This window comes from Fulvivirga sp. AWR4_260, assembly GCF_056158185.1.
On record NZ_JBSWSU010000015.1, the window covers coordinates 1,741,665 to 1,755,921 of the forward strand.

Consider the following 14,257-nt stretch of genomic DNA (forward strand, 5'->3'; position numbering starts at 1 on the left):
AAAACTTACATAAAATGAATAAGGATATCATATACGATTTTGCAGGAGTAGGCGTTGGCCCTTTTAACTTAGGCTTAGCTTGTCTAACTGATTCTATCGATGAACTTAATGGTATTTTCTTCGATCAGAGAGACAGCTTTAACTGGCATCCTGGTATGATGCTTCAAGACACAACACTTCAGATTCCTTTCATGGCTGACTTAGTGACCTTGGCTGACCCTACTAGTCCATATAGTTTTCTTAATTTCCTTAAGAAGCAAGGCAGAATATATTCTTTTTATATAAGAGAAAACTTTCTTGTGCTAAGGCATGAGTACAATAAATATTGCCAGTGGGTAATTCAGCAGCTTTCTAACCTACATTTTAATACTGCTGTTTCTAATATCACTTATGATGCCGATAGCAAGCTTTATTTGGTAGAAACTACAGATGCCAAAACAGGTGCCAAAACAGAGATAAGAGCTAAGAAACTGGTTCTTGGTACCGGAACAGCGCCTTATTTACCTCAATGTTGTGATGGGTTAGAAGGCGATGCGCTGCATACTGCAAGCTACCTTAATCATAAAAAGCAATTACAAGAAAAGAAATCGATAACAGTTTTGGGCAGCGGTCAAAGCGCAGCCGAAGTTTATTATGATCTTTTACAAGATATAGATACGTACGGGTATGAGCTGCATTGGATTACTCGTTCGCCAAGATTCTTCCCATTAGAATATAGCAAGCTTACTCTTGAAATGACATCGCCTGAGTATGTTGATTACTTCTTTAATTTGGCTCCATCTAAAAGAGATCACCTCATTAGTAATCAAAAACATTTGTATAAGGGCATTAACATGGACTTGATCGCCAGTATTTTTGATACTTTATATAATAAGAGACTGCTCAGCGATATCAAAGTAGGGTTACGGACTAATTCTGAACTTACTGATATTAGTTATGATAAGGCTACAGGCAAATATTATTTAGAGCTATTTCAGCATGAACAAGAAAAGGCTTTTGCACATGAAACCGAAGGGTTAGTTTTTGCTACAGGTTATGCTTATCGTCAACCAGCTTTTATAGATGGCATTAACGATCGTATAAAGTGGGATGATAAGGGAAGATATGATGTTAACCGCAATTATACCATAGATACTGACGGAGCAGATGTTTTTGTGCAAAATGCAGAGCTGCACACCCATGGTTTTGTAACTCCAGACTTAGGCATGGCTTGCTACAGAAATTCATATATCATTAAAGAAATTACTGGTAAGGAATATTATCCTGTGGAATCACGAATTGCATTTCAGCAGTTTGAAGTAACAGAGCAAGAAGCAATTGATAAATCTTTAGAACTGGCCCACTGATGACATTAAGGTTCTTTCTAATAGCGATGACGCTGCTGGCGGTGGTAAGCGATTCTATGTTGCATCCTTTCTTTCCGCAGTTCTTTTCTGAAACCTTTGGCGTTACAGATCCAAAGCATGTGGGCTACTATATAGCCGCCATGTGCCTTACGGTAATGTTTGCGTTTCCTTTTTGGGCATATGTAGCCAGAAAAGTGCCGGAATTAAAATTATTGGTGTACACCCAGCTGGCAGCTGGCTTACTTTGTCTCTATTGCTTTTGGAATACTTCCTTAATCTGGTTTTGGGTAGTGTCTTTAACCATGATTGTGTTTAAAGGTAGCTATCTTTTGATTTACCCTTATGTGATGAGCCTTGAGCAAAAAGAAAATCATACAAGTACTGTGGGTTTACTTTCTGTGGTGGTTCATTTCGGGAGTATTGTAGGTGCCATATTTGGAGGCTTATCTGTGGATTCATTTAACCCGAAATTCATTTTTCTGGTAATGGCTGCAGGAGACTTTTTTCAAATGGCAGTGAGTTTTTATTTAATCAAAAGTGACAAGTACGATACTAATCATACCTCTCCGGAGCCAGAAAAAAATGAAGCTGGTATTATGCCAAAAGGTTTTATTCTGAAGCTGGGCATAATAACCATGATTTTATACGGTAGCGCTTATATGATAAGGCCCTTTTTCTCGCTTTACTGGGAGCAGATTTCTATTTACGATAGCAAGCTGATTTCAGGTAGTATCTATGCTATACCGGGCTTAGTTGCATTATTGGCATTGTGGCTAGAAAAGAAGTTAAATGTTGGTGATAATGCATTTAATGCCATTATACCCTCACTGCTTTTGGGGGTAGTAGGCCTTTTGCTTCAAGGATCACAAATAGAGTTAGTAGTGATACTTGGCAGATTGATATATGGCTGGGCCATTTATCAAAGCATAGTAAAATTTGATGTGTTGCTATTTAAGCTGAGTAACCCCAAAGCCTATGCCACAGACTATAGCAAAATTCATTTTTTTCAGAATCTAGGAGTTTTAATCAGCTCTTTTTGTGTAGGTCTGCTGGTAGATAATTTTGGTTTGCAAATACCATTTTTGGTTGCAGTAATAGGCTTTTTGGTTACGCTAGTGCTGTATTATTTGTCATTTAAAACTGCCTATTTCTCGGTTAAGCAAAAACATGCGGCTACGAGTAAATAGGTGAAATAATATCAAACATGAATTCACAAAACGAAAATATAATTAGCCGAAAGGCAGTGTATAATAAACCCATACAAGGTATTGGTACTTTTTGTCTTTATCAATTCGATTTAGAAAATGATAGTGCCTATATCCACGATTGGGTAAATAGAGATTATGCCAAATATTGGGATATGCAAAATACTTCGCTACAACAAGTGAAAGATGCGTATTTGGAAATTATAAATGGGCATACTGAAGTGTTTATGGGCTATTTGAATGGAGAGCCTGCATTTATGTTGGAAAAATACAACCCAGCAAAAGACCTTATTGGTAACTACTATAATGTTGAGCCAGGAGATAGAGGTATGCATATACTGATAGCTCCTGCCTCTAATCCATTGCCAAATTTCACCTGGCATGTTTTTACTACCATAATGGATTTCATTTTTAGCGATAAAAACGCTCAAAGAATTGTAGTGGAACCAGACATTAGAAATGAGAAGATACATGTGTTGAATAAAAAGGCAGGCTTTGAATATCAGCACCCTGTAGAGTTACCTCATAAAACAGCTCACTTGGCTTTTTGTATTAGAAATAATTATGAAATGGCCATAAAAAAAGCACAAAATGAAGCCTCTAAGGCCGTTCAATTCACGAAAATGAATAATAACCCTGGTCATGCAGTGTCTCATTTAAGTGCAGAGAAGTGGCAAAAGGCTAACCGATTGCTCATTAGAAAGGGCATAGCAGAGTTTACCCACGAACTTATATTTAAACCAGAATTAATTACTCAAGAAGGAGTGCAAGGACATTACGCTCTGAAATCTGACAAAGCTGACACCATTTATTATTTTAAGGCTCAAAAGCTACATTTAGACCATTGGTCAATAGATGAAGCTTCTATTGAGAAAAAAGTAAATAATGAATCTCATGAGTTAGATGGCCTTGCCTTCATTCTTGATTTTAAAGATACATTAGGTATACCGGCAGAAATGCTTCCTACATACCTAGAGGAGATTACTAGCACGCTTTACGGTTGTGCATACATGCATAGCAAAAATACGCTTTCATCTAATGAACTTTTAGAAGCAGATTATCAGGCAATAGAACATGCTATGACGGCTGGCCACCCTTGTTTTGTGGCTAATAACGGACGCATTGGGTTCGATGCTAATGATTATAAGGTGTATGCACCTGAGGCAGATCAACCATTTAAACTAGTATGGCTTGCAGGGCATAAAAGCAGAGCCAATTATGCAGGAGTTGAAGGCTTGTCGTACAAGCAGCTCATTACAAAGGAGCTTGGCGCTGATGTAGTAGACCAGTTTAATGCAAAGCTCACCGATATGGGAGTGGATGCCAATGATTACTTTTTTATTCCTGTGCACCCGTGGCAGTGGTTCAATAAACTGGCAGGAGTGTTTTCTCCTGATATTGCTAACAAGCAATTAATATTTCTGGGAGTAGGCGAGGAGGAGTATTTGGCTCAGCAGTCTATTCGAACATTATTCAATATTACCAGCCCGAGTAAATTTTACGTAAAAACAGCGCTTTCTATATTAAATATGGGCTTTATGCGTGGTTTATCACCGTATTATATGGGCGGTACACCTGCCATAACAGAATGGGTAGAAGAAACGCTGGGCACAGATGAATACTTAAAAAGTCAGGGCTTCGAAATGTTAGGTGAAGTGGCTACAATGGGGTACCGTAACTTATATTTTGAAGAGCTTGGCCGCACCAGTGCTTATAATAAAATGCTGGCAGCGCTATGGCGCGAAAGTCCGGTCAATAAATTGGCAAAAGGACAGAAATTAATGACCATGGCTGCCTTGCTACACATAGATAGTGATGGCAACTCGCTGGTTGCGGAACTTATAAAAGCTTCAGGTCTTAGTGTAGAACAATGGTTAGAGGCTTATCTCAAGGCATACCTTAAGCCGCTACTGCATTGTTTCTATTATTATGATATTGTTTTTATGCCACATGGAGAAAACCTCATCCTTATTTTGGAAGACAATGTGCCGGTTAAAGGTATAATGAAGGATATTACTGAAGAAATGTTAGTAATTAGTGAAGGAGCCACTTTGCCTGAAGAGGTAAAAAGAATACATGCTCCTACGCCAGATGACGTAAAGTTACTTTCAATATTTACAGATGTATTTGATTGTTTCTTCAGGTTCTTATCCACGATTTTGGTAGAGCAAAACATATGTGAAGAGGATGTATTTTGGAAGGCTGTAGCCAAAAGTATACACCAGTATCAAGCTGAATGGCCTGAGTTAGCCTCTAAATTTGAAGCGTATGACATTTTTGCTGATGATTTTACAAGATCATGCTTAAATAGGCTTCAGTTAAAAAATAATAAGCAAATGGTAAACCTTGCTGACCCAGTGGGGGCATTACAGTTTTTTGGTAAGCTGGATAATCCTATTGCTCAATTCAGACATCAAACATCAGAAGAAACCACATTGATCTAGATGGTAGGGCAGGGGGAGTAGCCTTTTAAGGCTACCCTTCTGCTTGTTTTAATTACTAATAAGTATCCTGAATTATAATCATATGGTATCAGTATCAACAGATGAATCGGTAAATCAAAAGGTTATCACAGATGCAATAAGGCAGCGCAGAAGCATTTTTGCCGATGCGTATGTAGATAAAGAAATACCAAAATGCATACTGGAAGAAATATTGACTAATGCTATCTGGGCTCCTACTTATAAAATGACAGAACCATGGAGGTTTATAGTCCTCCAAGGGGCACAGCGCAGAAAATTTGGAGAGTTTATGGCTGAGTATTATAAAAATACACTTCCTGAAGACCAGTTTCCTCCTAAAAGGTACGAAAGGGTGAAGCACTATCCATTAAAAGCTGCTTGCATGATAGCGCTAATTATGCCCAGAAATACTAAGGTGGAGGAGTGGGAAGAAATAGCCGCGCTCTCTTGTGCAGTACAAAATATGTGGTTGAGTTGTGGTGCTTATGGTATAGGAGCTTATTGGGATACGTGTAAAGCTTGTATAGAATACGGCAAAGAATTAGGCATTGAAGAAGATGAAAGGTGCCTGGGCTTTTTCTATATGGGTTATTATAATACAGAAGAAAAAAACACCCAAAAACGAAGAACGCCAATCACCGAAAAAGTGACTTGGTTGAAATAATCTTAAAATCAGTACACTAAAATTAAATGGAAAAAAAGTCAACAAATCGAATTCTTGCCATAGATTTCGGTAGAGGAATGAGTGTTTTGGTGATGATACTTGTGCATACCCTTTGGGTGTATGGTAGTATTGAAACACAGAGGGATTCAACCCTTGGCCATGTGATACACTTACTAGGCAAAGGTACAGCCATGTTTTTGGTATCTATGGGGATTTCATACGTTTTGTCCAGTAGGCAAAGCTTAGGTGGATCTATAAAACGAGGCTTTCTTATATTAGGCGCAGGCTATTTAATGAATATTCTCAAGTTTATAGTGCCGTTAGAGGTATTTAATACAATGCCAGATGGATTTGTACAGGATTACGGCTGGACCAGACCATTAAGCTCTGGACAACTGTTGTTTTTAACTTCTCTTGGAGATATTTTACAGCTGGCCGGCTTGTCATTATTTTTTATGGGCTTAGCCAATGCTTTTATAAAAAACAAATATGGCTATGCTATAATAGCACTTTTAGTAGCTATTCCGTCTCGTGAGCTTAGCGGTATATCATCAGATATTTACGGACTTCACTATATATGCGAATTATTCTTTAGCGATGCTTGGCATGTGTATTTCCCGGTATTCCCATGGATGTCATTCATATTTGCAGGTATGTTTTTTGGTAAATGGTATCAAGAAAAATCGCACGATCAGGAGTTTATGTTCATGAAAATGCTTCAAATAGGAGCAGTACTATTGGCCATTGGTATAGGTCTTTGTTATATGAATTTCAGCTATCACTTTGGAGATTTCTTCCATCTGGGGCCTGGAGGGGTATTTTATTTATTAGGGTTGAACTTGATCGTTTTCTGGGTAGTTCATTTCTTTATCAAAAAGGCAAAACGCACAACCAAGTTTTTAGCTCTAGTTTATTATTGTAGTAAAAACGTTACTTCAATGTATGTGATACAATGGACTTTGGTTTTCTGGGGTACCATGTTTTTTGGGTATAAACAGCATTCTCCATTAAGTACAGCCTTAATAATGCCTGTAATTATGCTGGCAACATTTGGAGTTAATTACATATATAATTTAGCTACTACCAAAAGAAGAAATGTGGCTTCAGCTTAAAGAAAATAAGATGTTTTTTTAAATAAGTAGCCAGCCGGATGCTGAATATACCCTATTCTCATCCGGCTTTTTATTTAAATCAGTATCTTAAAGTATGAGAAAACTGTCAATAATTCTATACTTATTCATGAGCGTAACGATGAATACTATGGCTCAGGATTGGGCAAATTTGTCTAAATACAGAGAGGCTAATAATGAATTGAAAACGGAAAGATATGCTGCAGGTAGGGTGGTGTTTATGGGGAATTCTATTACTGAAGGTTGGGTAAATACATCTCCTGAATTTTTTAAAAAGCATTCATATATAGGTAGAGGTATTAGTGGTCAAACCACACCGCAAATGCTGCTTAGGTTTAGACAAGATGTTATTAATCTTTCTCCTAGTGTGGTAGTAATTTTGGCAGGCACTAATGATATAGCAGGTAATACTGGGCCATCAACTTTAGAAATGATTATGGATAATATCAAATCAATGACCGATTTAGCTTCATCCAATGATGTACAAGTAGTGCTTTCTTCGGTTTTGCCAGCATATGCGTATTCGTGGAGGCCGGAGATTAAACCAGCAGAAAAAATTGTAGCCCTAAATGAAATGATTAAAGCCTATGCCAAAGCCAATGACTATATTTATTTAGACTATTACAAAGCTATGGTTGATGATAGAGGTGGTTTGCCTAAAGAATATAGCAATGATGGAGTACACCCCACCGCAGCGGGGTATAAGGTAATGGAACCCTTAGTGGTTGATGCCATAAAGCAAGCGCTTAAAAATTAGGCTTCGCAGGCTAATGTTAGTCTATCATAAATTCCATCAAGTAATTCTGTTGATGATACTAGTATGTCTCTAGGAATTTCTCGCTGCATATTGTCATATAACTCCCTGAAAATAGGAATAAATATGTTTCGAAGCTCGTTCCCTTTTGCCGTGAGTAAGATAATCTTATTTCTTCGGTCTTTATCATCTTGCTGTCTTGTAACCAACTGTCTCTTAGTTAAATGATCGATAAGATAGGTGAGACTGGCTTTATCTTTTAAGGTTGCATCTGCTATTTCTTGTTGATTAACTGCATTTTTATTCCATAAGTAATGCAGCACTTCTAGCATCTCATAAGTAATGTCAATATCCTGCTCTCTTATAGCTTTTAAGATGAACTGTCGGGTGATGTGTTTTACGCGTAAAACAGATTTTAAAAACTCACGTGCTTCTTCCAGATCGGGAGTCATAGATGTATTTAATTTGGATTTATTATAATAACTAGTGGGGAATGTTGGCAATTTAAAACTGTACCAAAATCCGTTCTATATGATAAAATTGGTTTAAGTTTTAACTAATTTTAATTTTATTACTTTTTTATTGTTAAACAAATATAAATAAGGATTATTTAATTAATGCGTTTTGAGCTCGAATATCTCTCAAAATATAATATTATTTATATTTTTCCTAGGTTAATTCTCTCTTATGTCGCTTTTGCTACTATATCTTTCAGCAATATTTGCATTTATTAATCTCCTGCATCTTTCCATTTGGCGGAAATTGCTATTAAAATGAAACTTTTCATTAGCTGATTTTATTGTAATCCTCTGATTATTAGGATGGTGATTCTGTGGGTATGCTTTTGGTATTTCATGACTTGAACCAAACTAAAAACATTTAAGAGTTATGAGATACTTCCTGCCTATAGTTGTATTATTATTTAGTAGTTGTCAGTTTAGTATAGAAAATCCATTTAAAGAGGATCTAGAAAAAACATATTTGATTAAGAAAGGAGAGCACCAGTCTAATAGAATACCTCAACAATACGATTCTTCTGTGCTTAGGTTTGATGCTATGTTTGATTACTCAGCCATGTATGCTACTGACGATTCTTCAAATCAAACTGATATTAATAAGTTATTGGGCTTTTCAGATTGTGGAAGTAATCATAAAGAAAATAGTGCAAGGTTTGGTTGGAGATGGTATAATGATGAGTTGCAAATATTTGCCTACTGTTACATAGAAGGTAAGCGTTACTTTGAGTATATAACTGATGTAGCACTAAATCAGCTGAATAGTTATTCTATTACTATAACTGATAATGGCTATTTATTTGCCGTAAATGATGCGCATGAATTTGAAATGAAACGAAACCAAAACTGTGGCAATGACAGTAAATATTTGTTGTTTCCATATTTTGGGGGTAATGAGCCAGCCCCACAAGACATTATGGTTAGGATAGTGCGGTACGAAAAATAGAGGGGAAATATTCCCCTCTATTACATTGTTATTTGACCACTATTTTTCGATCTGTTTTAATTTCAGTATTAGAAATTAACAGGTGATAGACACCAGGTTTCAGATCAGAAGGAAGTTGTATCTCTATCTGATTTAAATTTACAGTGTTAGCGTATACTTCTTTACCCACCATGTCCATAACTTTTATTGATGTTTTTATGGCATTGTGAGTAGGTAATGCTATTGTAAATCTGTTTCCATTGATCGGGTTAGGAAATACACTTACTTCAGCAGCTGTATTTACAGCACCCATACGAGCAGAACCTGAAACGCCCCAAGTGAAAGCTTCCCATCCGCTTACTGAGCTTCTGTTGCACATCATTGGTGATGTGCCATTTTCACTGCTTACGTATTGGTTGTTGAAGCCTTTTAATGCCACTTGCCCGTTGCTAAGGTTTTCCCAGGTGAAAGCTTCCCATCCACTCACCGATGTGCTGTTACATGTTAAAGGATTTGTGCCTCCTCCATTGCTTACATAATTACCATTACTTCCTTTTAGGGCTATTTTACCATCAGAAGTAGCTTCTACGTAAAATAGCTCCCAGCCACCTACAGAGGCTCTATTGCACATCATGCTTGCAGTACCATTTTCTGATGATACATACTGGCCGTTATATCCTTTTAACCAAATAGTTTGTCCAATAGGAGCGCCACTACCCGAACCGCCACCGCCATCATCGTTACTACCGGTGTATTTTACAGCATTGTAAAAATCTTCATGCCATGTAAAACCAGGTACGCCATTGCCTATGTTGTTTTGACAGAAACTAATCATGTTATTATAAGCATTGGCAGGAGGTGTACCTCCATATTTGATATAATCTCTAACTGCATTATAAGCAGAGTTAGGGTTGATGGTCCAAAGGCATTTGTCATGGTACATTTTTTTGAATGACCAAGGGAAGTAGCTTACATTATGGTTTTGACACCAATCAGTCATAGAACGCAATACTGTGTTGTTGTTTTCACCGTACTCGCCCAACATAAGAGGAATGCCTAAACGGTTTGTTACGTCTAATCTACCATTAAGTGCATCCGGGCTATCGGCATAGTGGTGTGTTTGGTAAACCAAGTTGTTGTCCCATTTGGCAGTAATGCCAGTTTGGCTTTGAGTGTACCCGTTTTGCCAGTCTAGCTTAGACATATCAGATCCCCACCAACTGCCTTCGACTACTATTATATGATTATTGTCTACTTCTCTAATGGCATTACGCATAGTAACCATAGAGGGCATAAGCTCATACTCTCTGCCTCCTTGTGGCACGGGCTCATTGATAAGGTCGTAGCCCCAAACTACAGGCTCATTTTTATAATAGTTGGCAATATGCTTCCATACTTTAGAAGCAATGTTTACATTATCACCATCCCAAAACGTAACAGAGCCTCTTGGTTGACTGGAGTTAGAGTTGACATTGTCACTATGGTCTCCAGGGTTTTGATACCCAGGAGCTGCGTGCATATCTAACAGCACGTACATGCCATTATTGCGGCAGTACTCAATAACTCTATCTAGGTATTGAAAACCCCTGTCAGTTACGTTGTAAGTGCCATAATCCCAGAAAAGGTTAAAGTGGAAAGGCACTCTTACAGCGTTAAAGCCATTGTTTTTTAGGTCTACTATAGCTTGTTCATTAACATAGTTTAGTCTCCACTGGTGCTCAAATTCTATAGCTTTCCCTAAATCGTCACCAAAAGCGGATTTAATGCTATTGAAAAACTGTGTATGTGTTCTGTATTCGAAATCTCCCATCATTAGGTATCCTTCCCACAACAGCCAGTTGCCTAAGTTAATACCCCTAAAAAAGATAGGATTGCCGTTACCATCTACTATTTGAGTGCCCTGTGTATGTACATACTGAGCATGTAATTTTGTAAATGAAGACATTAACAGCATGCATAGTAATAGCATGATGCCAAGCCCTCGCTTAGCGTTAAAGTTTTGCATAATATTATTGGGTTTAGTTGAACTTTAGTAAACATGGTAACTCTCATTATGAGGCTGCAGCTGAGTTACTCAGTTTTACTTCTAAGTTTTAGTATGACAATTATACCCTTAGAAAATGGCAGATCGAAACTTCACTCTACACTTAAAACACTACAGCTTTCAAAATCGCTACGTCATGTATACTTTTTGTGTTTTAATTTCCTGTTATTCAATTAATTATGTGTTAATTTTAATGATTAATCTAATGGTGTAATGTCCGTTTTTAGCTGTTTTAGGAGTGTCTCTAATGGTTTATGCAAACGTTTTCTGTGTTATTGATGATATAAATAAAAGTAATTGAAGCGTGGTGGCTAAAAAAATTGATTTCCACTTTGAGATACCATTGGATTAGTGGTTGGGGCTAGTCACTCTCGATGTTTTTACTGCATGCCTGTAAGCTGTAAATTGGAGATGCAGAACTTAATAGTGTAAAATATGAAATGAACCCCTTTCATTTGTGGAGCATTAGACAAGAGTATATTTGCTAGGGTGAGGCTATGAGCAGTTAAATACTAGTAAACGAAATCCTTGCCTTGAGTAAATTTGCTGTATTTATCATTATGCTAAAAAAGTTGACTAACAATGCAGGTATCATTGCTACGAAAACGAGGATCTGAGATTATTTGATAAAGTATCCTAAATCAACATTGGGGTAGGGTTTAATGTATTTATAAAATGTGATTAAATTAGTGCCTGATAACTGAGGTAAATGGAAAATAACAAAATAGGATTAGGCACTAATTTAAAAAGGTTAAGAGAAGAAGCTGGCTACAGCCAAGAGGAACTGGCTATAAAAATTGGCGTTCAGAAGGCTGCTATCAGTAAATATGAAAAAGGGCTTACAGAACCTAAATTGACCTACCTTATTCTTTTTGCAGAGCTATTTAATGTTACACTAGATGAGTTGATACTGGCTGATGGTTATACACTTGATATTAATAAAAATCAGAGCGCAAATAAAGCTCCTGCTTTGTTTAATACACCGCAGGCAAGACCAAAAATCAGTGTGCAGCAACCACCTGTAGCCACAAATGTTACTCAGGGTAGCAATGTGGAGAGATGGGAAAAGAGGTTAGATGACCTGATGGAAGAGAATAAAATGCTCGTAAGAGAAAGAGATCAGGCGCAAAAGCAGCTAATATTTTGGTTAGAAGAGGCTTTAAAGAAAAAATAACGATTTGTATTTTTCATAACTGCATTTTTTGGTATTTCGGGTTGAAGTTGATCATAATTTTCATTTACTTCATCACTTCACCTAAACCTTAAATACCTTGATTAATTGTTCTATTTTGCCCCAAATGTCTGTTGACTGCATTTTTACACCCGAATTAAGTGCAATTCAATGAGATTCCCTTCATTCATAGGCAGTGTGTTTCTTGTAATTTGTTTGGTAGGATGTAAAACCACTAAAACAACCACACACACTTTGTCAGTACCATCTGGCTCTAGCACGGTAGAGAGCGAAACATCACATCAGATCATGATTATAGAACTGGCTGTGTCTGCGTCAGGAAATGATGAGCCAGACAGTATAGACCTTAAAAATATGATGATTGTTGAGGGGTTTCTGAAAAGTGAAATGCCAGATGCGCCAACAGTTCCGCAAGGAAAGTATAGGTGTAGTTTACTGGCCGAAAATGGAAATTTGATAAAAAGCATTGTAGTGGATAATCCTTTGGTGCAAACCTTGGAAATGCCTCCGCGCGATGAAAATGATGATTTTGTGGAGGCTAAGTTGAATTACAAAAAAGCATCAATGGTATTAAGAGTTAGGTATAATTCGAAAATGAGTAAGCTACAAGTGGAGAAGGGAGGCGCTGGTAATGTTTACATTTTCGACTTGAAAAACCAGTAATTAACAACCTAACCTTATATGAAAACTAATTTTACAAAAATTCTAATCATCCTATTTGTTGGACTGCAGGGCTTGGCTAATGCGCAGCAGTTTGAAGTAAGGAAGATAAAAAACAGTGGAAGTAATGATAGCAAGGTGAACATTGCCATTTTAGCTGATGGATACACGAGTTCGCAACTAAACAAATTTTGGAACGATGCACAAACTGTTGTGACTGGCGTTTTTAGCGAATATCCGTTTAGCGGATTAAGCAGCAGCTATAATGTATTTGCAGTTGGTGCCGTCTCTAATCAAACAGGAGCAGGAACATCGCCAAGCAATAAGGTAGACAATTATTTTGGATCTACTTTTTATGCCGATGGGGTTACACAGCGTTTACTTTACCCTTCTAATTCATCGCGAGTATGGTCTGTGGCAGCATCTCATGTGCCTACTTATGATGTGGTGCTGGTAATGGTAAATACTACCACGTATGGCGGTGCTGGAGGAGCATTTGCATGTATATCTACACACAGCTCTGCTATTGATCTTTTCTTGCACGAATATGGACATACCTTTGCTGGTTTAATAGATGAGTATTGGTATAGAGGGCAGGAAGGACCTAATATGACTCAGAATTATTCTAACCCACGCTGGAGTCAATATATTGGCCAGAGCGGAGTGGGAGTGTATCCTTATGAAGAAAATACCTCATGGTATCGTCCCCATCAAAACTGTAAGATGAGGTATTTGGCGGGCGATTTTGATTTGGTGTGTGGTAATACTTTAATTAATAAAACTAATGACCTTGTGGGGGGCGGTTGCTCTGCAGCGCCTGCTACACCAGAAGGTTTAACGGCACAAGGTAATACAGTAAGTTGGAATGCTCAGCAGGGGGTAACTAATTATAATTTACTGAGATGGACTGGTTCAGAATGGGTTACTGCTGCTACGCCAGCTACAAACTCTGCTACGTTGGGCATTACAGGCACTTATTATTTTACCGTTTCTGCCAGTAATGAATGCGGGACTAGTGGCTACAGTAGCTATCAATTATTGACTTTGTCCAATGGTTTGGCCAGAGAAGCAGTTGAAGATGAAGTGGATGAATTGAACATTTATCCTAATCCGGTAGACCAAAAGCTGCATGTGGATTTAAAATCATCTTTAAATGCTACTGAAATAAAACTTTATAATCTGAATGGTGAAGTAGTTGTTAATCAATTTGTTACTGGAATGTATCGGATTGAAATGGACTTAAATGCGATAAGTGCAGGAGTTTATATAATAAAGGTATTTAGTGATGATCAGGTGATAAGTAAAAAAATTGTAAAGCAATAAAATTAATGGACCGAGCCCTGTAATAGATACAGTTCTC

General features: G+C 37.5%; 12 protein-coding genes. 10 read left to right on the plus strand and 2 right to left on the minus strand.

Translation table 11 applies throughout. The features are described 5' to 3' along the window. Nucleotides 1–14 precede the first annotated feature (14 nt). The 6 genes from ACXACQ_RS13970 (at nucleotide 15) to ACXACQ_RS13995 (ending at nucleotide 7,564) form a co-directional block, all read left to right on the plus strand. A complete protein-coding gene (locus tag ACXACQ_RS13970) occupies nucleotides 15–1,346 on the plus strand; it encodes a lysine N(6)-hydroxylase/L-ornithine N(5)-oxygenase family protein (protein ID WP_474976570.1) in 1,332 nt (443 codons plus the stop codon). Beyond that, nucleotides 1,346–2,533 carry an MFS transporter gene (locus ACXACQ_RS13975; RefSeq protein ID WP_474976571.1) on the plus strand — a complete coding sequence of 396 codons (1,188 nt, stop codon included), beginning with the start codon at nucleotides 1,346–1,348 and terminating at the stop codon, nucleotides 2,531–2,533. The genes ACXACQ_RS13970 and ACXACQ_RS13975 overlap by 1 nt, the downstream gene beginning before the upstream one ends. Nucleotides 2,534–2,550: 17 nt before the next feature. After that, a complete protein-coding gene (locus tag ACXACQ_RS13980) occupies nucleotides 2,551–4,995 on the plus strand; it encodes a GNAT family N-acetyltransferase (protein WP_474976572.1) in 2,445 nt (814 codons plus the stop codon). Between the two features lie 82 nt (nucleotides 4,996–5,077). After that, nucleotides 5,078–5,677: a nitroreductase family protein gene (locus ACXACQ_RS13985; protein WP_474976573.1), complete on the plus strand. Its 600-nt coding sequence runs from the start codon at nucleotides 5,078–5,080 to the stop codon at nucleotides 5,675–5,677. Between the two features lie 26 nt (nucleotides 5,678–5,703). Next, nucleotides 5,704–6,789, plus strand: a complete 1,086-nt coding sequence (locus ACXACQ_RS13990) for a heparan-alpha-glucosaminide N-acetyltransferase domain-containing protein (protein ID WP_474976574.1) — start codon at nucleotides 5,704–5,706, stop codon at nucleotides 6,787–6,789. 94 nt (nucleotides 6,790–6,883) lie between these two features. Further along, nucleotides 6,884–7,564: an SGNH/GDSL hydrolase family protein gene (locus ACXACQ_RS13995; protein ID WP_474976575.1), complete on the plus strand. Its 681-nt coding sequence runs from the start codon at nucleotides 6,884–6,886 to the stop codon at nucleotides 7,562–7,564. Here ACXACQ_RS13995 and ACXACQ_RS14000 read toward each other — a convergent pair. After that, nucleotides 7,561–8,013: a MarR family winged helix-turn-helix transcriptional regulator gene (locus ACXACQ_RS14000; protein ID WP_474976576.1), complete on the minus strand. Its 453-nt coding sequence runs from the start codon at nucleotides 8,011–8,013 to the stop codon at nucleotides 7,561–7,563. The two genes, ACXACQ_RS13995 and ACXACQ_RS14000, sit on opposite strands and share 4 nt — an antisense overlap. Nucleotides 8,014–8,449: 436 nt before the next feature. Here ACXACQ_RS14000 and ACXACQ_RS14005 point away from each other — a divergent pair, with 436 nt between their 5' ends. Continuing rightward, nucleotides 8,450–9,022 carry a hypothetical protein gene (locus ACXACQ_RS14005; RefSeq protein ID WP_474976577.1) on the plus strand — a complete coding sequence of 191 codons (573 nt, stop codon included), beginning with the start codon at nucleotides 8,450–8,452 and terminating at the stop codon, nucleotides 9,020–9,022. Between the two features lie 28 nt (nucleotides 9,023–9,050). Here ACXACQ_RS14005 and ACXACQ_RS14010 read toward each other — a convergent pair whose 3' ends face one another. After that, nucleotides 9,051–11,006 (minus strand): cellulase family glycosylhydrolase, encoded by a 1,956-nt coding sequence (locus ACXACQ_RS14010; protein WP_474976578.1) that lies wholly within the window; start codon nucleotides 11,004–11,006, stop codon nucleotides 9,051–9,053. A gap of 748 nt (nucleotides 11,007–11,754) precedes the next feature. On the opposite strand from ACXACQ_RS14010, the gene ACXACQ_RS14015 reads away from it, so the two are divergent. From ACXACQ_RS14015 to ACXACQ_RS14025, 3 genes are all read left to right on the plus strand, one after another. Next, nucleotides 11,755–12,219, plus strand: a complete 465-nt coding sequence (locus ACXACQ_RS14015) for a helix-turn-helix domain-containing protein (RefSeq protein WP_474976579.1) — start codon at nucleotides 11,755–11,757, stop codon at nucleotides 12,217–12,219. A gap of 168 nt (nucleotides 12,220–12,387) precedes the next feature. Beyond that, nucleotides 12,388–12,900: a hypothetical protein gene (locus tag ACXACQ_RS14020; RefSeq protein WP_474976580.1), complete on the plus strand. Its 513-nt coding sequence runs from the start codon at nucleotides 12,388–12,390 to the stop codon at nucleotides 12,898–12,900. A gap of 18 nt (nucleotides 12,901–12,918) precedes the next feature. Then, nucleotides 12,919–14,220 (plus strand): M64 family metallopeptidase, encoded by a 1,302-nt coding sequence (locus ACXACQ_RS14025; RefSeq protein ID WP_474976581.1) that lies wholly within the window; start codon nucleotides 12,919–12,921, stop codon nucleotides 14,218–14,220. Nucleotides 14,221–14,257 lie beyond the last annotated feature (37 nt).